The sequence below is a fragment of the Acinetobacter sp. YH01025 genome (assembly GCF_013420185.1).
Classification (GTDB): domain Bacteria; phylum Pseudomonadota; class Gammaproteobacteria; order Pseudomonadales; family Moraxellaceae; genus Acinetobacter; species Acinetobacter indicus.
On the sequence record NZ_VOYR01000004.1, the window covers coordinates 1 to 20,719 of the forward strand.

Genomic DNA, 20,719 nt, shown 5'->3' on the forward strand with positions numbered 1-20,719 from the left:
AGATTCATGCACGCATAGCCGTATTGAACAGATTTACAGAATTAGGTCGTCCTCATACTCAAGTGATCACTTGAGTTCTGTTCAAATGAGCAGAGTGCTGTCTTTTAAATCTTTGTGCAACAAAGCCATTTTCTATTGCGCTTGGCTATGCCGGATCAAAGTTAGGCTCTGATGAATTTCTCGGAACCGAATCTTTTGATGGCTTATTTGTGAATGCTGCTTATCAGGTACATCCTAAAGCCAGCCTTTGGGCAGAGTATATGTTCCAAAGTTCAGATATTGACTACAATCAATTTGCATTCGGTTATAAATACAAATTTCTGGAAAGCGCAAAGTTGTATTCGGCAGCATCATTAGGTCTTGGCTATAGCTGGCTTGATGAAAGCGAAACCGATCCTGATTTTGGACGCGTAAGCGTTGAATTAGAATATTTCACAATTCCGGCAGCGCTGGAGGTAGGGTATAAAGTATCTCCACAGGTTGATCTGTTTGGTGCATTTGGCTATCAATGGATGTTCAACCGAGATGCCAAAGTGTGCTTCGAGGGTGAGTGTGTAGCGGGTAATGCCGATGAGCTGGATTTAAATGGAGTAACTTATAAAGTGGGTATTCGATACCATTTCTAAAACAAGCCGTCTTCGGGCGGTTTCTTCTTGGTTTTTTTGAACACCAAACTTAGCAGCTGATCCTTGTTTGTTGATCCTCACTTTAGATCAGCAGCGTCTAAAATCACCCAAAATAAAACCGGAGCATCGCCCCGGTTTTATTCTTCATCTATTTATTCTTCTAACAGGCTTCTTAACATCCAGGCAGTTTTTTCATGGACTTCCAATCGTTGGGTCAGTACATCCGCAGTTGGCTGGTCATTGGCTTCTTCCACCACATCAAAAATACTGCGTGCGGTACGGGCAACTGTTTCATGGGCACGAACCAATAACTCCACCATTTCATTGGCTTTTGGTACACCTTCGACTTCTTCAATCGACGCCAGTTTTACAAATTCTTTATAGGTTCCCGGCGCCGGAAAACCCAGCGCACGAATCCGCTCGGCAATAACATCCAGCGCATTCCATTGCTCGGTATATTGGGTCATAAACATGGTGTGTAGACTGTTAAACTGCGGCCCGGTCACGTTCCAGTGGAAATTATGGGTCATTAAATACAGGGTATAACTGTCGGCCAGAAGTCGGGAAAGTCCTTCAACAATTTTGGCCCGATTATCTTCAGAAATACCAATATCAATATGCATCGATGCTTTTTTCATTTTCGCCATGAGTCGCTCCCAAAGCTTGTCGTTATAAGGAATCAGATGATCAACATACATGAATGTAGCACAGTTGCGGCTGCAAAAAGATTGCAGATGGTAGTAATACTGTATAAGCATCATCACCAGAAATCAGATGAATTTTGAAGATGCTGAAAACGCGCAGATCAGGAGATAGAAAAGTCAATTTGAACAGGGAAGATGAGATAGGATGGATGATCTGCCAGAAATAAATGAAGAATGAGGCTGGCTCATTCTTCATCAGGGATGGAGCACTTAGTTCAATTTTTCATGCTGGATACTGTCACGATAATAGCGACAACCTTTATACAGCAGGAATACGCCAATCACACCGGCCACTGCATTGACAATTGAAATCGAGTTGCCAACCATCAGTGTGTTTTCAAAATAGTTATCGGTAATTAAAGCCACAGCCGTAGTACCCACACCCAAGGCAATCAGGTTGGAGATCAGCAGGAATTTGGCAGAAACCTGAGCACGGAGCTGGTTGGGGGTCAGCATTTGTGTCGCGGCAGCCGAGGCTGGAATCGGGAAGGTCGAGAAGAACATGGCCACAAAAATCAGCGCAAACGATAAGTACAGATTATCTACCTGGGTAAACAGCACACTTGGAATAATCAGCGCTGCACAGCCCAAAGCACCGGCACGAATAGCCGCATCGCTATAGCCACGTTTGGAGAAAAAGTCGATGAGCCAGCCGCAGAACAGCGCCCCCGCCGTATTCGCCACCAGAATAATACAGCCCAGGACATAACCGGTCTGACTGGCATCGAGACCAAAATGACGCATGTAATAGGCCGGTGCCCAGCCTAATAACGAATACAGCATCATGGTGTAGAAAGAGAAGCCAATAAAATGACAGAAGAAGGTTTTCTTGTGCAATTTAATAAAAGCCACCGAGTTCTTAAATGAGGCTTTAACGACTTCACCATCCTGACCGACTTTCACACCTTTACGGCTGGGTTCACGTACGGTCAGAATCATCACCAGGGCCAATAAAACACCTGGTAAACCGACAATAAAGAAAGTCAGTTGCCAGGTTTTTAATTCACCAATTATTGGCAATACCACAAAATCGACTTCTTTTAATAAGCCAATCACGTAGCCGCCAATCAGGAAGGCCAGACCAGAACCAATAAAGGCACCAATCGCATAAACACCTAAAGCACGGCCAAGTTTTTCTTTCGGGAACAGGTCAGCCACAATCGAGTAGAAGGCAGGTGACAGGGCCGCTTCACCGGCACCGACACTTAAACGTGCTAAAAACATCTGGATGAAGTTTTTACTTAAACCACAAGCCGCTGTGGCCAGACTCCAGAAGGCAATGCCGATGGAAATAATTTTAATCCGGGATTTTTTATCGGCCAGTGCGGCAATGGGTACGCCCATAAAGGCATAGAACAGCGAGAAGGCCAGGCCTTGCAATAAGCTGAACTGGGTATCACTGAGCATTAAATCAGCCTTAATTGGCTCAATCATTAAGGACAGAATCTGGCGGTCTACAAAAGACAGGATATAGGCCACCATACAGATAATCACCACATACCACTGATAGGTACTGCTGCTTTCCTGCGAACTAGGCGTGGCCGGCAGGTCAATGGGATGAGCCGCTTCAAACTGTTTACTTTCGGGTTGAATATTCCTTTCAACCGCATCTATCTCTAGAGTTTTATCATTCATTGTGCAACTTCCTGTGCTGAACGTATAAGATAATATGATACGTTTTAAACCTTGTTATTTTTGTTTTGTATCGTCTATCTTCAATTTATTCCTTTCTGCACAGCGGGTCAATCTGTTCTGAATAAAAAGATACATATTTTTAAGTATAAATAAAAAAAGGAATCATAAAGATTCCTTTTCTTGGTTCAATATAGTTCGGCTTAAGCTTCGCCACGTTCTACCAGTGTCAGAATATCGTAGGTGGCGACCAGTTCATTACGCTGGTTTTTCACTTTAATATCCCACACCACCACGCCGTGTGGCTTCTGGCTTGGGTCGCGTTGCTGTTTCGGGGTTTTCTGTTTGCAGGTCAGCTCGACCTGAATGGTATCGCCAATTTTCACCGGCTCGACAAAGCGCAGGTTGTCCATGCCGTAGTTGGCAATCACCGGGCCAGGCGCAGCATCGACAAACAGGCCGGCTGCGGCAGACACTACAAAGTAGCCATGTGCGACACGCTCTTCAAAAAGCGATTCTGCCGCGGCAATCTTGTCCATATGTGCATAGAAATAATCACCGCTCAAGCAGGCGAAGTTCACCAGATCGGCCTCGGTTACGGTACGGCGTGCGGTGAGCAGACGTTCACCAACACGTAATTCATCAAACGATTTTTTAAATGGATGAACCCGATCTTCAAACACCTGAGCACCGGCGGTCCAGCTATGCCCAATCTGGGTCATGGCATTCGGTGAACCTTGAATTGCGGTGCGTTGCATATAATGTTTTACCGCGCGCAAGCCGCCCAGTTCCTCACCTCCACCAGCACGACCCGGACCACCATGCACCAGATGCGGCAATGGCGAACCATGACCGGTACTTTCTTTGGCGCTTTCCTCATCCAGCACATGCACACGGCCATGCCACGGGGCAATCTTGGCAATCAGCTGTTCAATATTCTGCTCGCAATCACGTACCACCGAGGCCACCAGACTACCTTCACCGCGTGCCACCAGACCGGCCAGTTGTGCCAGATGATCATATGCCATCAGCGTTACCACCGGACCAAAGGCTTCAATCTGATGCAGGCTGCTGGCCTGTTCCGGTTGTTCACAGACCAGTACAGTTGGTGGATAGAATGCGCCGAGTTCGGGTTGATCGGCCTGAATACTAAAGTCCTGACGTAAATGGCTACCAAAGACAATTTGGGCTTCCTGGCTTAACTGTTCCACCTTGGCCGCCACGTCCTGTTTCTGTTTGAGGCTGGCCAGTGCGCCCATAGTGACCTGATCCAGCTCCGGATTACCGACTACCACTTTTTGCAGCTTGGCAATCAAACGTTCCTGCACGGTCGCTAAAAGTTCACGTGGCACAAAAGCACGACGAATCGCGGTACATTTCTGTCCGGCTTTGCTGGTCATTTCACGGAAGACTTCACGCACAAACAGGTCAATCGCCGTATCGCTGGCCTGTTCCGTCAGAATGGCGCTGTTGACAGAATCGGCTTCCATGCTAAATGGAATCGAGTACTGATTCAGGTGCGGATGTGCACGTAATTTCTGGCCGGTTGCCGCAGAACCCGTGAAAGTCACCGTATCTTGTGGAGTCAGCTGCTCAAACAGGTCATAAGTCTGGCCGCAAATCAGTTGCAATGCACCTTCTGGTAAATACCCACTGGCATGAATGGCTTTAACCACCGCATGGGTCAGCTCGGCACCTTCGGTCGCCGGTTTAACAATACACGGTACACCGGCCAATAAGGTGGGCGCGATTTTTTCCAGCATGCCCCAGATCGGGAAGTTAAAGGCATTAATATGCACCGCCACACCCGCTTTCGGGCTTAAGACGTGTTTGGCGCCAAAAGCGCCATGCTTGGATAGCGGAATCCAGCTGTCTTCCACCCAGGCGGTTTCATCACTCAGTTCGCGGCGCACCAGACTGGAGTAGGCAAACAGGGTACCAATACCACCTTCGACATCAATCCAGGCATCTTTACGGGTACAGCCGGTGGCTTTGGCCAGTTCATAAAAGTCTTCTTTACGTTCCAGCAGATATTGCGCCACCTGTTTTAGCGCATTGGCACGCTGATGAAAAGTCCAGGCAGCAATCGCCGCGCCATGCTGTTTGGCATAGTCGACCACCGCACGGGTGTCGAGGCCAAAGCTACTGACCTGATAAATGGTTTCACCGGTAATGGCATGCTGTACCGGACGGAAATCCTGACTGGCGACAAATTCCTGACCGCATACCAGTGAGCTTAAGGTCTTCAGTGCCGGGCGAACGCTTGAATAATCAGTCGCTTGTGATTCCGTCTGCGCTGTCTGGGTGTCTAACTCAAGCATGATATAACTCCTTTTATGATACGTTTTGAGTAATATTTTGGTTTTGATGTTTCATAATTTCTGACTTTAACGCGCTTTTGTCAATCATATTTCTGCTCAAATTTTGCAATAAAAAATTTTTTAAAAAATAAAAATATTAAAAAACAATAAATTGAGTTAATTTTGTGAATTATTTTATTTGATACTTAAAAATTAATATTGATTTTTAAAATGTATCGTTTTAATTTTAATACCAGAACACTTGGGATAAGTGAGGATAAAATGACAAATCAACTTCACAGCTTTGAGCAGGCAATTGAAAAGGACATTTCAATTGAACCTAAAAACTGGATGCCAGAGGCTTACCGTAAAACCTTGATTCGCCAGATTGGTCAGCATGCGCACTCTGAAGTGGTCGGCATGTTGCCAGAAGGCAACTGGATTACCCGTGCACCTAGCTTAAAACGTAAGGCCGTACTGCTGGCCAAAGTGCAGGATGAAGCCGGTCATGCGCTGTATCTGTACAGCGCGGCAGAAACTCTGGGCGCCGATCGTGACGACATGATGGACAAGCTGATTGCCGGTCGCATGAAATATTCATCCATCTTTAACTATCCAACCCTGAGCTGGGCCGATGTAGCCGCGATTGGCTGGCTGGTCGATGGCGCAGCGATTGTGAATCAGGTCGCGCTTTGCCGTACCTCTTATGGTCCGTATGCCCGTGCCATGGTGCGCATCTGTAAAGAAGAAAGTTTTCATCAGCGTCAGGGCTTTGAAGCCATGATGCAACTGGCCAACGGTACGCCAGAGCAAAAACAGATGGCGCAAGATGCGGTTAACCGTTTCTGGTGGCCGGCGCTGATGATGTTTGGTCCAAGCGATGACAACTCGCCGAACAGCGCGCAAAGCATGGCCTGGAAAATCAAACGTTTCAGTAATGATGAACTGCGTCAGAAGTTTGTCGATAACACCGTACCGCAAGTGTTGCAGCTTGGCCTGAGCGTGCCAGATCCGGATTTACATTTTAATCAAGACACTGGCCATTACGAGTTTGGTGAAATTAACTGGACCGAATTCTTTGATGTGATTGCCGGCAAAGGCCCATGTAACCACGAACGCATTGAAGCACGTCGTAAAGCCTGGGAAGGCGGCAAATGGGTGCGTGATACCGCAGCCGTTTATGCCCAGAAACAACAGACCCAGCAACAACAACAGAAAGTTGCTTAAACAGCTCACATATGGAAATGAAGAAGGAATACGCTCATGGACAATAAAAATCACTGGTCTTTATATGAAGTGTTTGTACGCAGCAAACAGGGTTTAAGTCATCGTCATGTTGGCAGCCTGCGTGCATCTGATGATGAAGTGGCGCTGCAAAATGCACGTGACGTTTATACCCGCCGCAATGAAGGGGTGAGCATCTGGGTGGTGAAATCGGAACTGATTACTTCATCTCAACCAGATGAAAAACCGGAATTTTTTGATCCTCCACTGGACAAAGTCTATCGTCATCCGACGTTTTACAATATTCCAGATGGCATTGAGCACATGTAAGGAGCAGTACAATGAATCAAACTGTATTAGCGCAATTTCTCCTGCATGTGGGCGACAGCCAGCTGATTTTATCGCACCGTCTGGCCGAGTGGTGTGGCCATGCGCCGGAACTGGAGCTGGACATTGCACTGGCCAATATCGGTCTGGACCTGCTCGGTCAAGCACGTACCGCTTTAAGTCTGGCTGGTGAGATCGAAGGTTTGGGCCGTGATGAAGACAAACTGGCTTATTTCCGCACCGAACGTGAATACCGCAACCTGTTGTTATGTGAACAGCCGAATGGTGACTTTGCCCAGACCATGGTACGCCAATGGTTGATGGATCTGTATCACCTGGAGCTGTTAACAGCTTTAAGCGAGAGCCAGCAGGCCGATGTCGCTGCTTTTGCGGTGAAATCTTTAAAAGAAGTCAAATATCATCTGCGTTTTTCTACCACCTGGATGGAGCGCTTAAGTCTGGGCACTGCCGAAGCGCATGAGAAAACCCAGCAGGGTTTGAACCAGTTATGGCGTTTTACTGCAGAGCTGTTTGAACAGACCGCAGATGAGCAGCAGCTGGTCGCACAGGGCATTTTACCAGACTTTGCACCTTTAAAAGCCGCCTGGACGGCACAGGTACAGACCGAACTGCAACGTTTTGGCCTGAGCCTGCCAGACACGGGTGCGTATCGTAGTGGCGCCAAACAGGGCCTGCATACCGAACACCTGGGCTTTATTCTGGCCGAACTGCAATATATGCAGCGTTCCTATCCAAATATGGCCTGGTAATTCAGCTTGATCACAGGGAGTGAGTCGCATGAATTTAATTCGACATTGTCTAGATGAATGCTGGGATGCGCTGGCGCAGGTGTCTGATCCGGAAATTCCAGTGCTGTCGGTGCTGGATCTGGGCATGATTCGCGGCGTTGAACTCAACGCGCAAGATGAAATTGTGGTGCGACTGACCCCGACCTATAGCGGCTGTCCGGCCACCGATCTGCTTAAAGATGAAATCACCGCGGCGTTCCAAAGTAAAGGTCTAACCCCGGTTCAGGTGGTGGTGGATTTATCGGAAGCCTGGACCACCGACTGGATGAGCGAAAGTGGCAAGCAGAAGTTGCAGCAGTACGGCATTGCGCCACCACAAGGCCAGTCACATCAATGTGGCACGCATGTGGCGCTCAGTGATGGCATTCGCTGTCCACACTGTCATAGCCAGCAGACCAAATTATTAAGCGAATTCAGTTCCACAGCCTGCAAAGCCTTATACAAGTGTCAGGACTGTCTTGAACCGTTTGACTATTTCAAATGTATATAAGTATGACAAGCATCGTCGGCATGCAAGAGGGATTTTCACATGAGCCAATTTATACCTTTAACCATTAAATCAATTCAGCCACAAACCGAACAGGCCATCTGTATTGCCTTTGATCTGGCACCTGAACAGGCCGATTTATTCCAGTATCAGCCAGGCCAGCATCTTACCATCCGTCATTTGACCGAGCAGGGTGAAATCCGTCGTTGTTATTCAATTTGCAGTGATCGTGCTGAAGACATGAGCATTGCCATCAAGAAAATTGATCAGGGCCAGTTTTCGACCTGGGCCAATGAACATCTTAAAGCCGGTGATGTATTGGAAGTGATGCCACCACAAGGCGTATTTTTTCAAAAAGCAGCCAAAACTGGCGGCCAGAATTATCTTGGCTTTGCTGCTGGTAGCGGCATTACCCCAATTTTGTCGATTGTGAAATCGGTGCTGAACCATCAGCCGGGTGCGCATTTTACCTTGGTTTATGGTAACCGTTCCTGGAAACAGACCATGTTCTCGGAACAGATCATGGATTTAAAAGACCGTTATAAAGAGCGTCTACAACTGGTCAATGTTTTCTCGCGTGAACTGAATGACAGCCAGTTACTCAATGGCCGGATTGATGCGGAAAAACTGCAACAGCTGTTTCAGGCCGGTTTAATTCATTCCCAGTTCGATCACTGCTTTGCCTGTGGCCCGGAAGAGATGATGAATGCAGTGGAAACAGTGTTACCAGAACTGGGCATCGAGCGCAGCAAAATTCACACCGAGCGTTTTAATACCGGCACTGCACCGAAAGCCAGCGCGGCACAAATTGAAAGCCGTAGCGAAGAGAAGGTCAATATTATTCTCGATGGCCGTGAGCTGATTGTCGACGTTTCCAAACAGGATGACAGCATTCTCGATGCCGCCTTACGTGCCGGTGCTGACTTGCCTTATGCCTGTAAAGGTGGGGTCTGTGCGACCTGTAAATGCAAGGTGCTGGAAGGTGAGGTCGAAATGGCCATCAACTACAGCCTGGAAGAAGATGAAGTGGCCAAAGGCTATGTGCTGAGCTGTCAGGCACGTCCGACCAGTGCCAATGTACGCTTAAGTTTTGACGAATAAGTAGCGGACAGGGAGTGACAAGCCATGGATTATTTAAAAAGCAGTCTGGCCGCGCCGGGTGTGGTGTTAATTGAACTGAACCGCCCGGAAAAGCGTAATGCCTTGAACAATGCCACCTTAAAAGAACTGGCTGGTCATCTGCAGCAGCTGGATACAGATTCCAGTGTAAAAGCCGTGGTGATTACCGGCAATCCGCAGTGTTTTGCTGCCGGGGCAGATTTAAATGAACTGGCACAACTGGATGTGGTGAGCATCCAGCAGGATCAGCGTCCATTGCTGTGGAAAGGCATTGATGAGTTTTCCAAGCCACTGATTATGGCGGTCAATGGTTATGCACTGGGGGCAGGTTTTGAACTGGCCTTGCATGGCGACATGATCATTACCGGTGAAAATGCCCAGTTTGCACTCCCTGAAATTGGTTTGGGCATGTTACCAGGCGCCGGTGGGACCCAGCGTTTGGCGCGTCTGGTCGGACAGCAACTGGCGATGCGCTGGGCCATGACCGGGGAGATGGTCTCCGCCAATACCGCGTTGCAACACGGCATTAGCAGTCAGGTCTGTCCAAGCGGCCTTACGGTGCAATATGCACTGGAACTGGCAACAAAAATTGCAGCGCAGGCGCCACTGGCCATCCGCGCCATCAAACAGTCCTTAAAGTCGATTCATGAAGTGACCTTGAGTCAGGGCCTCAAACTGGAACGTCAACATTTTGTCTGGCTGGCCGCGACCCAAGACCGTCAGGAAGGCATTCAGGCATTTTTAGAAAAAAGAAAACCGGAATTTAGAGGTGTGTAATGGATTACCAAACAATTATTGTCGAAGAAAAAAATGCAGTGGGTTATTTGACCTTTAACCGTCCGAAGCAGCTCAACAGTTTTAATGAAACCATGCATCAGGAAGTGTCCAAGGTTATGAAGGCCTGGGCCAAAGACAGCAAGATTCGCGCGGTGGTCATTTCTGCCGAAGGTCGTGGTTTCTGTGCCGGACAGGATTTGAATGACCGCGTGGTCGATCCGAATGCCGATGCACCAGATTTAGGCCTGTCAATTGAAAAATATTACAACCCTTTAATCAAGCTGATTACCGATATGCCCAAACCGGTGCTGTGCGCAGTCAATGGGGTTGCGGCCGGTGCTGGTGCCAATATTGCTTTGGCCTGTGACATTGTACTGGCGGCAAAATCGGCGTCTTTTATTCAGGCTTTCTGCCGTTTAGGTCTGGTTCCGGATTCTGGCGGCACCTGGTTCCTGCCGCGTCTGGTTGGCCGTGCCCAAGCCATGGGGCTGGCCATGCTGGGTGATAAAGTCAGCGCAGAACAGGCGCTGCAACTGGGCATGATCTGGCAGGTGGTAGAAGATGATCAGCTGAAAGCCGAAGCCGAGAAAATGGCCGAGCATTTAGCCAAACAGCCCACCTATGGTCTGTCCTTAATCAAAAAAGCCATTCATGCTGCAGCCGACAATAATCTGGATGAACAGCTCATTCTGGAACGTGACCTGCAGCGTCTGGCCGGCCGTTCAAATGATTATAAAGAAGGCGTCCAAGCCTTTATGCAAAAACGCACACCGCAATATACAGGATGCTAATCATGGAACAACTTTGTTTACAGCAGGCCCGTGTCGCGGTGATTGGCGCCGGCACCATGGGCATTGGTATTGCACAATTGGCGGCGATGCATGGCCATCCAACCCAGCTGTTTGATGTGGATGTGCAAAAATCTGAGGCTGCTTTGGCGCAATTGAAAACACAGCTGGAAAAACGTGTTACGGCCGGGAAAATGACAGCGCAGCTGTTACAGCAAACGCTGGCCAATTTAACGATTGCTAGTGATCTTCAGGCACTGGCGAATGCACAACTGGTGGTCGAAGCCATTGTGGAAAAGAAAGAGGTCAAACAAGCGCTGTTTCAGCAACTGGCGGCACTGTGTCCAGCGGAAACGATTTTTGCCTCCAACACCTCATCCATTTCTATTACTGCCATTGCCGCGACAATTCCACAGCCTGAGCGTGTGGTCGGACTGCACTTTTTTAATCCGGCACCGGTAATGAAACTGGTAGAAATTATTCGTGGTCTGAAAACCTCAGCCCAGATTGCACAGGCATTGTTCAGCCTGATGCAAAGTTGGAACAAAGTGCCAGTGACGGCCAAATCAACGCCGGGTTTCATTGTCAACCGGGTGGCGCGTCCTTATTATGCCGAAGCTTTTCGTGCCTTGCAGGAAAATGTCACCACGCCTGAACAATTGGATTTTATCATGCGTGAATGTGGCCGCTTTGCTATGGGGCCGTGTGAACTGACCGACTTAATCGGGCAGGATATCAATTTTTCCGTGACCCAAAGCGTCTATCAGGAATTCTTTTATGAGCCGCGCTATCGTCCGTCTTTAATCCAGAAAGAACTGGTGGATGCCGGCTGTTTCGGCCGTAAAAGCGGGCAGGGTTTTTATGATTATCGTCAGGCTGAACGTTCACCGGCCTATCGTTTGCCGGCCATGCCGAGCGTTGCACCGGGTGAACTTGAGATTGAGGTCAATGGGAGCTGGTCACATTCTAGCGGCTTGATCTCACGGATTCAGGCTGCCTCACAGCTGAAAGTACAGTGTCAGCCACAGGCAGATGAAGAGATTGTACTAGGTGATGTACGCCTGCGTTTAAGCCGCGGTGAATCGGTCGAGCTGGACTATAGCAAGGACAAAGTAGTGCTGATGGACTGGCATGCTGACTGGAATGTGGCACAGGCGTTACCAATCGTGGCCTCACCGGCCTGTAACGCAGCCGATATCGCCAAAGTCGAGCAGTTTTTTACCGCGATTGATCTGATACCAATCTGGACTAAAGATCATGCAGGTCTGTATGTGCTGCGTACCATTTCCATGCTGGTGAATGAAGCCAGTGAAGCAGTGCTGCATGCTATAGCAACCGAACAAGATATTGATTCAGCAATGAAATATGGTGTGAATTATCCGCAAGGTCCATTCCAGTGGGCAGAAAAAATTGGATATAACACTATTTTACAAATTTTGAAAAATATGTATCTTATTTATGCTGAAGAGCGCTACCGTTGTAGTATATATTTAAGCAAGAAGGCTGCACAGGAACGTACGCAGTCAGAGCAAGAATTAGAATTTCGCCAAGCAGGCTAAGGAAACCACAGGACATGGAACAGGTATTTATTTGCGATGGAATTCGCACCCCAATTGGCCGTTATGCCGGTGCGCTCAGCAGCATCCGTGCAGATGACCTGGCTGCCTTGCCAATACAGTATTTAAAAGCCCAGCATCCTGAACTGCCTTGGCAGGAACTGGATGAGGTGATTTTAGGCTGTGCCAATCAGGCTGGTGAAGATAACCGTAATGTGGCGCGTATGGCTGCCTTGCTGGCCGGCATGCCGGACAATGTCGCGGGCATTACCCTAAACCGTCTTTGTGCTTCAGGTTTAGATGCGGTTGCCACAGGCGCGCGTATGATCAAGGCTGGTGAAGCGCGGTTTGTACTGGCCGGTGGGGTCGAGTCCATGAGCCGTGCGCCTTTTGTCCAGTCCAAACCGGAAACCGCTTTTAGCCGTACCCCGGAAATTTTTGACACCACCATCGGCTGGCGCTTTATTAACCCGAAATTTAAAGCGCAGTTTGGTGTCGACAGCATGCCGGAAACCGCCGAGAACGTTGCAGAAAAATACCAGATTCATCGTGCCGATCAGGACCTGTTTGCCTATCGTAGCCAGCAGAAAACTGCAGTGGCCCAGCAAAACGGAATTCTGGCCGAAGAAATTATGCCGGTTGAAATTAAAGACCGTAAGAAAAACAGCATCATCTTCCAGACCGATGAGCATCCACGTGCTGACACCACGCTGGAGGCTTTAGGCAGCTTGAAAACCCCGTTTCGTAAAGAAGGTGGTTCAGTCACTGCTGGTAATGCTTCCGGGGTAAATGATGGCGCTGCCTGTGTCATGCTGGCCAATCAGGCTTTTGTGAATCAACATCAGCTGAAACCCTTAGCCAAAGTCGTGGCTTCGGCCAGTGCCGGTGTTGAAGCCAGATATATGGGCATCGGGCCGGTGCCGGCGGTACGTAAAGTGCTGGCGCTGACCGGGCTAACCCTAGATCAGATGGATATCATTGAGCTGAACGAGGCCTTCGCCGCACAGGCACTGGCGGTGACCCGTGAACTGGGCTTGCAGGATGATGATGCCCGGGTCAATCCAAATGGCGGCGCGATTGCCTTGGGACATCCTCTCGGGATGAGTGGAACGCGTCTGGTGATTACCGCCATGAAAGAATTAAAACGTCGTCAAGGGAAATATGCACTGTGCACCATGTGTGTCGGTGTGGGCCAGGGCGTGGCCATGATTATCGAAAATGTGGATGAGGACACATCCAAGTAAAAAATACAGCACTCAATCAGGATGATTGAAAAGGAGTAATAAGATGAATAACAATGCAATGGAAAAAATCGAAACTGTTTCAATCGATGAGTTACGTAGCATCCAGCTGCAACGCATGAAAAAAACGCTGCAGCATGCCTACCAGAACAGCCCGGTGTATCAAAAGAAGTTTGATGAAGCAGGGGTCCATCCTGATGATTTCAACACTTTGGAAGATCTGGCCAAATTCCCGTTTACCACCAAACAAGATTTACGTGACAACTATCCGTTTGGCATGTTTGCCGTGCCACAGGAACAGATTGTGCGTGTGCATGCCTCATCAGGCACCACCGGCCAGCCGACCGTGGTCGGGTATACCCAGCAGGATATTCAGACCTGGTCAGATGTGGTGGCGCGTTCCTTACGTGCAGCCGGTTTAAGCGCCAAAGATACCATTCAGGTGTCCTATGGTTATGGTCTGTTTACTGGCGGTTTGGGTGCGCATTATGGTGTAGAGCGCTTAGGTGCCACGGTTATTCCAATGTCGGGCGGCCAAACCGAGCGTCAGGCGCAGCTGATTCATGACTTTAAGCCTACCGCTTTAATGGTTACGCCATCTTACTGCCTGAATATTATTGAAGCGCTGGAAAAGAAATTTGGCACAGCCAAAGACTGTTCTATCCGTACCGGTATTTTTGGTGCCGAGCCGTGGACCAATGAAATGCGCAAGGAAATTGAAGAGCGCTTGGGCATTGATGCGCTGGATATTTACGGCCTGTCTGAAGTAATGGGGCCGGGTGTAGCAATGGAATGTCTGGAAAGCAAAGACGGCCCAACCATCTGGGAAGATCATTTCTATCCGGAAATTATCAATCCGGAAACTGGTGAAGTCCTGCCAGATGGTGAACTGGGCGAGCTGGTCTTTACCACCATCACCAAAGAAGGCATGCCGGTGATCCGTTACCGTACCCGTGACCTGACCCGTCTGTTACCTGGCACGGCACGCACCATGCGTCGTATGGATAAAATCGTTGGACGTAGCGATGATATGATGATTATCCGCGGTGTGAACGTGTTCCCGTCACAAATTGAAGAGCAGATTTTACATATTCCGCAGCTGATTCCGAATTATCAGATTCATATTTGTAAACAGGGACACCTCGACACATTGCATATTCAGGCAGAAATGCGTAAAGATACCAATGATGTTATGGCGCACCAGTTGGCCGGGCAGTTAAAAGCCCAGATTAAAACCATGGTGGGCATTAGCGTGACGGTGGATGTGTTGCCGGAAGGTAGTCTGCCACGCTCAGAAGGTAAGGCGCAGCGGGTATTTGATATCCGAAAGTCTGCATAGGTTCAGTGGGCGATTGACTGCGGTCAATTGCCCTCACAAACAGGGTGTGAATACATCGCAATGAATCCAAAATTAAAACAAAGTATTGATGATTTTATTCAGCATGAAGCCTTAAGTGGCACATCGCTGATTATGACCGTATTTGGTGACTGTATTTTTCATCGCGGTGGGATTATCAGTCTGGCTAGCCTGATCCAGCTGATGGATGTGTTTGGCCTGAACGAACGTTCGGTGCGTACCGCTGTGTTTCGTCTGGTACAAAACGGCTGGTTGGTGTCGGAAAAAATTGGCCGCACCAGTTATTACCGTATTACCGAAAACAGCCGCCAGCGTTTTATTATGGCGGACCAGAAAATTTACAGCTTCCAGCACAAGGAATGGGATCAGAAATGGGATCTGGTACTGCTCAGTTCGGTCGAGCTGGAAAATAAAGCCATTTTAAAGAAAGAACTGGAATGGCTCGGTTTTGCCAATATTGCCACCAACGTGATGGCTTATCCGGGCTGTGATCATCTGAAACTGCAAAATCTGCTACTGAATCTGCAAATGACCGATCAGGTGGTGATCTTTAAAGCTGAAACCTTGCAGTTATGGCAGGAGTCGTATCCAACCATTAAACGCATGGTGGCAACCAACTGGCCGGTGCCGGAACTGCATCAGCGTTATGAAAAATTCATGGGTGATTTCCGCGAATTTCTGAATCTGGTTGATGCTGAAGATGAACTGGACCCGGTACAGGCCTTCCAGATCCGGATTTTGCTGATTCATCAGTATCGCCGGATTTTGCTGAAAGATCCGAACCTGCCGTTTGAGCTGCTGCCATCGGACTGGTTATCGCTGAATGCACGCAACTTAAGTAGCAACCTGTATCAGCGTGTGGTCAGTGCCGGAGAAGAATTCTTTATGGAACTGGCGCGCACGTCGGAAGGTTCAATGCCACCGGCGCATCCGCAATTCTTCAAGCGTTTTGGCGGTATTAAAATAGAAGAACCCAGCTCATTGGCTTGAGCTTATTCATAGAGCTTCCTTGCCTCGTGGTGGGGAAGCATCTACTCCGCTTATTTTAAAGGAATAAAATATGCCGTGTTACTCCATTGATGGTGTGATTCCTGTGGTGCATCCGCAGGCTTATGTGCATCCAACTGCTGTACTTATTGGTGATGTGATTATTGAAGCCGGGGCTTATATTGGCCCATTTGCTGCCTTACGTGCCGACTTTGGCCGAATCCATATTCAGCAGAATGCCAATGTGCAGGATTCCTGTACCGTGCATGGTTTTCCAGACAGCGTGACGCTGGTAGAAGAATATGGCCATATCGGACATGGGGCAATTTTGCATGGCTGCATCATTCGTAAAAACGTACTGGTTGGCATGAATAGCGTGATTCTGGATGAAGCGGAAATTGGTGAAAATACCATTATTGGTGCCAACAGTACCGTAAAAGCCAAAGCCCAGATTCCGGCCAATGTCCTGGCACTTGGCAGTCCGGCTAAGGTGGTGCGGCCACTGGAAGACAAGGAAATTGCCTGGAAACGTCATGGCACCCAGCAATATATTGAACTGACTGCACGCTGTCTGCAGAGCATGCACGAGGTCGAGCCATTGCCTGAACAAACTGCCTCACGCCGTAGCTATCGTGATTTTTACGCCGAGCATGTGATTAAAAAAACGCTTAATTGAATATAAAAACCTGTGATCTTTAGGTATATCGCATTGTTGATCCCATAAAAAAGCGCTGAATCCATCAGCGCTTTTTTCTATCTTATCTCTACATAGACCAATATTTACACGGGCGCTTCCATCAGCACCTGACCATATTGTTCGCGTAAATCTTTTTTCAGCATTTTGCCGGTCCCGCTGAGTGGAATACTGTCAACAAAAATCACCTTGTCCGGAATCTGCCATTTGGCAACCTTATCGGCATAGTAGTCCAGCAATTCGCTTTCGGTAAGCTGACTGTCCGGCACTTTCATGGCAATCACCACCGGACGTTCATCCCATTTTGGATGGCTGGCGGCAATCACTGCGGCCATGGCAATCTCCGGATGGCACATGGCCAGATTTTCCAGTTCTACCGATGAAATCCATTCACCACCCGATTTAATCAGGTCTTTAGAACGGTCACTAATGTGCAGGAAACCATCACTGTTCAGGCTGGCAATATCACCGGTATCGAACCAGCCATCACTGGTCAGGGCAGATTCCTCTTTGCCAAAGTAACGCTCGATAATCCAGTGGCCTTTAATCTGTAAATTGCCGGTGGTCTGGCCATCACGTGGCAGCAAGTCGGTGCCTTTTTCTGCAGAAGCCAGACGTAAATCTACCCCAAATGGTGGACGACCTTGAGATAGGCGTAGCTGGGTTTTCTCTTCCGGGCTGAGCAGTTCATGCTTGGCTTTGAGCTGGTTGGCAGAACCCAGCGGACTGGTTTCAGTCATGCCCCAGGCATGAATGGTGTCGCAGTTATACTGCTCTTTAAAGGTTTTCAGCATCGCCGGCGGGCAGGCCGAGCCACCAACAACATTGCGGTTCATACTTTCCAGCGTGCTGCCAGCCTGTTTGGCTGCGGCCAGTAAACCTTGCCAGATGGTCGGCACACCCAAGGCCACCGTCACTTTATAATTATCAATGAGCTGTACCAGACTGGCACCATCCAGCCCTGGTCCCGGCAACACCAGGGTTGAGCCAACCATCGCCGCAGCATATGGCGTGCCCCAGGCATTGACATGGAACATCGGCACTACCGGCAGCATTACATCTTTGGCCGATAAATTCAGGGAGTCGGGCAGGCTGATGCCATAACTGTGCAGCAAGGTGGAACGGTGGCTGTAGAGCACGCCTTTTGGATTACCGGTGGTGCCTGAGGTGTAGCACAGGGAACTGGCCATATTCTCATCCAGTTCTGGCCAGTCAAATGTCTTGGACTGGGCGGCAATCAAATCATCATAAAACTGAACTTCAGGCAATTTTTCCCGGACCGCATCATCCGGTGCATCCAGACAGATAAAATGCTCCACCTGCGGCAAATGCTGTTTGACCCCGACAATTAGCGGCAGGAAGGTTTTATCAAAAATCACCACCCGGTCTTGAGCATCATTAATAATAAAAATCAGCTGTTCAGGAAACAGACGCGGGTTAATGGTGTGGCAGACCAGACCACTCCCGGAAATCGCATACCAGCTTTCCAGGTGACGATGATTGTTCCAGGCAATGGTCGCCACACGGTCACTCTGCTCTAGCCCTAAGGCTTGCAGGGCATTGGCAAAGCGTTTGGCATTCTCTGCCACAGCGGCCCAGTCAGTGCTGCTCATGCTGCCATCGGTATTTTTTGAAATGATGGGTGTATCGCCATGATAGCGTGCTGCATGTTCAATCAGCGAGCTAATCAATAACGGTTGATACATCATACGTCCAAGCATGTTGATATCCTTATTCCATTTTTTTGTTGTTTAAATAATGTCTTGTTTCTTGACTACTTTTCCGAGGCATCATTGCCGAAAAAGGCTGTTTTTTTCATCCTAAACACTTGCGTGATGAAATCAAGAGGGGATTACAAAAAATCTGTTTTGTGCAGACTTAAACCAAAAAATGCGCTAGCTATTTGAATATAGAGTAAAAGCTTCAATAATTATGATGAATGACGTTCAAAAGAAGTCCTTGAAATAACACTTGATCTTTTTAAAAAATGTGTTAAAAAATGAGTATAACCAATTTTGGTTATGCTTGTTTCAGGATGAAATAAGCGGCAAGAAGCTGAATGAAAAAATAATCAAAAATAGGAGTGTTAGGATGCTTCAATTATTAAAAAACTTTTTCTGCTTACATATTTATGAATATGAGCAAATGGAGGAAATTGGTGCGCATATTGAGTGTCGTAAGTGTGGGGTCAATAAATCATAGAGGGGATCAAACCAGATTCAACAAAGAAGTGGGCTAGACTCACTTCTTTTTGTTTATACACTGCATCAACATTCACGCAGGCTCATCTCCGCCTTTAAATATCTAAATCTCATTGCAAGCTGCTTTATTTACTGCCATTTCAGGCTAAAATCCTGTCATCTCTCTATAACTGAATGTGCACATGGCCAAAGATTTTAATGCCCCGACCTATATTGTAGATGATCAGCTCAGCGATACCTTGGCCTGGCTGTGTCAGCATCAGGACTGTTTTGATGCCTTTCATTTTGATGTCATCAAGCAGGAACTCACGGTTTATCATGCCAATGGTGCCGATCTGATTAAACCGGGCATGTATCTGAATGCCAATTATGGCTTGTTGATTACCTCATAAAAAAAGCCCATCCAGAAGATAGGCTTTTTCGTGTGATGCGGATTAAACCGCCATCGCATCTACCGACAGTTCCTGAACGGTCGGTTTGGCTTTTTCCGCCACCAGTCCCAGTTTCTGGAACAGTTGACGGTCTTTACCTTCACCGGCATTCGGGGTGGTCAGCAGCTTTTCACCCGAGAACAGCGAGTTGGCACCGGCCATAAAGGCCAGGGCCTGATCTGAATCAGATAAAGATTCACGACCGGCAGACAGGCGGATATAACTGGTTGGCATGATAATGCGTGCCACGGCAATAGTACGAATCCATTCGGTGACATCGAGTTTTTCTACATCGGCCAGTGGCGTCCCTTCAATTGGCACCAGCATGTTAATCGGTACAGATTCCGGATGAATCGGCAAGGTGGCCAGTTCATGTAACAGGCCAATTCGGTCTTGAGTGTCTTCACCTAAACCGACAATACCGCCGCTACAGACTTTCATGCCGGCATTACGCACATGCTCCAAGGTATTTAAACGGTCATCGAAGCTGCGGGTACTAATAATGTTGGCATAGTATTCGCGTGAAGTATCGAGGTTATGGTTGTAATAATCCAGGCCGGCATCTTTCAGACGTTCTGCCTGAGACTGGTTCAGCATACCCAGCGTCATACAGGTTTCCAGACCCAGCGCTTTTACTTCACGCACCATTTCCAGCACATAAGGCATATCGCGTTCATGCGGATTGCGCCACGCTGCGCCCATACAAAAACGTGAAGAACCTGATTCCAGCGCTTCCTTGGCTTCCTGAATCACTTTTTCAACGGCAATACGTTTTTCAGCTTCCAGCTGTGAATCATAATGAGCCGATTGAGAGCAGTATTTGCAGTCTTCCGGGCATTTACCGGTTTTAATCGAGAGTAAGGTACTCACCTGAATGGTATTGGCGGCAAAATGCTCACGATGTACGCGCTGCGCCTCAAAAACCAAATCTAAAAACGGTTGCTGATAAAGTGCCTCAATTTCTTCACGAGACCAATCATTACGTACCGGACGCATACTGCTCATAAGTCTGTCCCTAATTATCCATATTTTGCATACTGCATATTAAGCAAAAGCGGCAGGCGCTTCATTAGCAAAATATGACGTAATCCAAAAACAAAGTCCACCTGAAGTGGACTTTGTTGAGCGAGGGAACATGAACTTCAGCATTATTCACGATGATTGCCGTGCATGTTCTGGTTTTGCAGATCGGCGCGATGCTGTTTATTCAGCATCCGGTCATCCTGTTCGTGCTGGTTGTTTTTAGGGCTATCAATAGGCCCTTGGGGTTGCTGCTGTTGCTGTTTTAAATGTTCAGTCTGCTGTTCAAGTTCCTGCTTTTGCTGTTGTTTCTGCTGCTGTTGGTTTTTATGATGCGTTTGCATAATAAATTCCTCCTGATGACAACATCTTTTCTGTTGGATTCCTCTATTGAGCCACAATTCACTACCACGCGCTGTAGGGCTTGTGTGGGGATCTG

At 48.2% G+C, this 20,719-nt stretch carries 20 protein-coding genes; 14 read left to right on the forward strand and 6 right to left on the reverse strand.

Annotation, left to right across the window (positions count from 1 at the left end; translation table 11 throughout):
- Positions 1-209: 209 nt before the first annotated feature.
- Entirely contained in the window at positions 210-626 is a 417-nt protein-coding gene (locus tag FTT89_RS05770) for an outer membrane beta-barrel protein (RefSeq protein ID WP_242898251.1), read from the forward strand.
- Positions 627-778: 152 nt separating this feature from the next.
- On the opposite strand, the gene FTT89_RS05775 is transcribed toward FTT89_RS05770, so the two are convergent.
- The 3 genes from FTT89_RS05775 to paaZ form a co-directional block, all read right to left on the reverse strand.
- Positions 779-1,273, reverse strand: a complete 495-nt coding sequence (locus FTT89_RS05775) for a Dps family protein (RefSeq protein ID WP_005177343.1) — start codon at positions 1,271-1,273, stop codon at positions 779-781.
- A gap of 267 nt (positions 1,274-1,540) precedes the next feature.
- Positions 1,541-2,965 (reverse strand): MFS transporter, encoded by a 1,425-nt coding sequence (locus tag FTT89_RS05780; RefSeq protein WP_160241383.1) that lies wholly within the window; start codon positions 2,963-2,965, stop codon positions 1,541-1,543.
- 200 nt (positions 2,966-3,165) lie between these two features.
- Positions 3,166-5,283: a phenylacetic acid degradation bifunctional protein PaaZ gene (gene paaZ / locus FTT89_RS05785; RefSeq protein WP_180134078.1), complete on the reverse strand. Its 2,118-nt coding sequence runs from the start codon at positions 5,281-5,283 to the stop codon at positions 3,166-3,168.
- Positions 5,284-5,544: 261 nt separating this feature from the next.
- On the opposite strand from paaZ, the gene paaA reads away from it, so the two are divergent.
- The 12 genes from paaA (at position 5,545) to FTT89_RS05845 (ending at position 16,610) form a co-directional block, all read left to right on the forward strand.
- Positions 5,545-6,489: a 1,2-phenylacetyl-CoA epoxidase subunit PaaA gene (gene paaA / locus FTT89_RS05790; RefSeq protein WP_016658270.1), complete on the forward strand. Its 945-nt coding sequence runs from the start codon at positions 5,545-5,547 to the stop codon at positions 6,487-6,489.
- A 36-nt stretch (positions 6,490-6,525) separates the two neighbouring features.
- The gene (gene paaB, locus FTT89_RS05795; protein WP_180134079.1) at positions 6,526-6,816 is read left to right on the forward strand and encodes a 1,2-phenylacetyl-CoA epoxidase subunit PaaB; all 291 of its coding nucleotides are present in this window, start codon (positions 6,526-6,528) and stop codon (positions 6,814-6,816) included.
- A gap of 11 nt (positions 6,817-6,827) precedes the next feature.
- Positions 6,828-7,583, forward strand: coding sequence for a 1,2-phenylacetyl-CoA epoxidase subunit PaaC (paaC, locus tag FTT89_RS05800; RefSeq protein WP_168383024.1), 756 nt, complete (start codon positions 6,828-6,830; stop codon positions 7,581-7,583).
- Positions 7,584-7,611: 28 nt separating this feature from the next.
- On the forward strand, positions 7,612-8,112 hold the full coding sequence (gene paaD / locus FTT89_RS05805; protein WP_016658268.1) for a 1,2-phenylacetyl-CoA epoxidase subunit PaaD: 501 nt from the start codon (positions 7,612-7,614) through the stop codon (positions 8,110-8,112).
- A gap of 39 nt (positions 8,113-8,151) precedes the next feature.
- Positions 8,152-9,210, forward strand: coding sequence for a 1,2-phenylacetyl-CoA epoxidase subunit PaaE (paaE, locus tag FTT89_RS05810; protein ID WP_005177359.1), 1,059 nt, complete (start codon positions 8,152-8,154; stop codon positions 9,208-9,210).
- A gap of 24 nt (positions 9,211-9,234) precedes the next feature.
- Entirely contained in the window at positions 9,235-10,005 is a 771-nt protein-coding gene (locus FTT89_RS05815) for an enoyl-CoA hydratase-related protein (RefSeq protein ID WP_180134080.1), read from the forward strand.
- Complete coding sequence (paaG, locus tag FTT89_RS05820; RefSeq protein ID WP_160241378.1) at positions 10,005-10,796, forward strand: 2-(1,2-epoxy-1,2-dihydrophenyl)acetyl-CoA isomerase PaaG; 792 nt, start codon at positions 10,005-10,007, stop codon at positions 10,794-10,796. The genes FTT89_RS05815 and paaG overlap by 1 nt, the downstream gene beginning before the upstream one ends.
- A gap of 2 nt (positions 10,797-10,798) precedes the next feature.
- A complete protein-coding gene (locus FTT89_RS05825; protein ID WP_180172766.1) occupies positions 10,799-12,352 on the forward strand; it encodes a 3-hydroxyacyl-CoA dehydrogenase in 1,554 nt (517 codons plus the stop codon).
- Between the two features lie 14 nt (positions 12,353-12,366).
- The gene (pcaF, locus tag FTT89_RS05830) at positions 12,367-13,593 is read left to right on the forward strand and encodes a 3-oxoadipyl-CoA thiolase (protein ID WP_160243299.1); all 1,227 of its coding nucleotides are present in this window, start codon (positions 12,367-12,369) and stop codon (positions 13,591-13,593) included.
- A gap of 43 nt (positions 13,594-13,636) precedes the next feature.
- The gene (gene paaK / locus FTT89_RS05835; RefSeq protein WP_005177377.1) at positions 13,637-14,929 is read left to right on the forward strand and encodes a phenylacetate--CoA ligase PaaK; all 1,293 of its coding nucleotides are present in this window, start codon (positions 13,637-13,639) and stop codon (positions 14,927-14,929) included.
- 60 nt (positions 14,930-14,989) lie between these two features.
- Positions 14,990-15,937 carry a phenylacetic acid degradation operon negative regulatory protein PaaX gene (gene paaX / locus FTT89_RS05840; RefSeq protein WP_005177380.1) on the forward strand — a complete coding sequence of 316 codons (948 nt, stop codon included), beginning with the start codon at positions 14,990-14,992 and terminating at the stop codon, positions 15,935-15,937.
- Between the two features lie 70 nt (positions 15,938-16,007).
- On the forward strand, positions 16,008-16,610 hold the full coding sequence (locus FTT89_RS05845) for a gamma carbonic anhydrase family protein (protein WP_180006546.1): 603 nt from the start codon (positions 16,008-16,010) through the stop codon (positions 16,608-16,610).
- A gap of 104 nt (positions 16,611-16,714) precedes the next feature.
- Here FTT89_RS05845 and FTT89_RS05850 read toward each other — a convergent pair whose 3' ends face one another.
- Complete coding sequence (locus tag FTT89_RS05850; RefSeq protein WP_163142067.1) at positions 16,715-18,349, reverse strand: long-chain-fatty-acid--CoA ligase; 1,635 nt, start codon at positions 18,347-18,349, stop codon at positions 16,715-16,717.
- Positions 18,350-19,011: 662 nt separating this feature from the next.
- Between FTT89_RS05850 and FTT89_RS05855 the strand changes: the two genes are divergently transcribed.
- On the forward strand, positions 19,012-19,221 hold the full coding sequence (locus tag FTT89_RS05855; protein ID WP_075166751.1) for a hypothetical protein: 210 nt from the start codon (positions 19,012-19,014) through the stop codon (positions 19,219-19,221).
- Positions 19,222-19,263: 42 nt separating this feature from the next.
- Here FTT89_RS05855 and bioB read toward each other — a convergent pair whose 3' ends face one another.
- On the reverse strand, positions 19,264-20,265 hold the full coding sequence (bioB, locus tag FTT89_RS05860; protein ID WP_016658258.1) for a biotin synthase BioB: 1,002 nt from the start codon (positions 20,263-20,265) through the stop codon (positions 19,264-19,266).
- A 143-nt stretch (positions 20,266-20,408) separates the two neighbouring features.
- A complete protein-coding gene (locus FTT89_RS05865; protein ID WP_005177388.1) occupies positions 20,409-20,624 on the reverse strand; it encodes a hypothetical protein in 216 nt (71 codons plus the stop codon).
- Positions 20,625-20,719 lie beyond the last annotated feature (95 nt).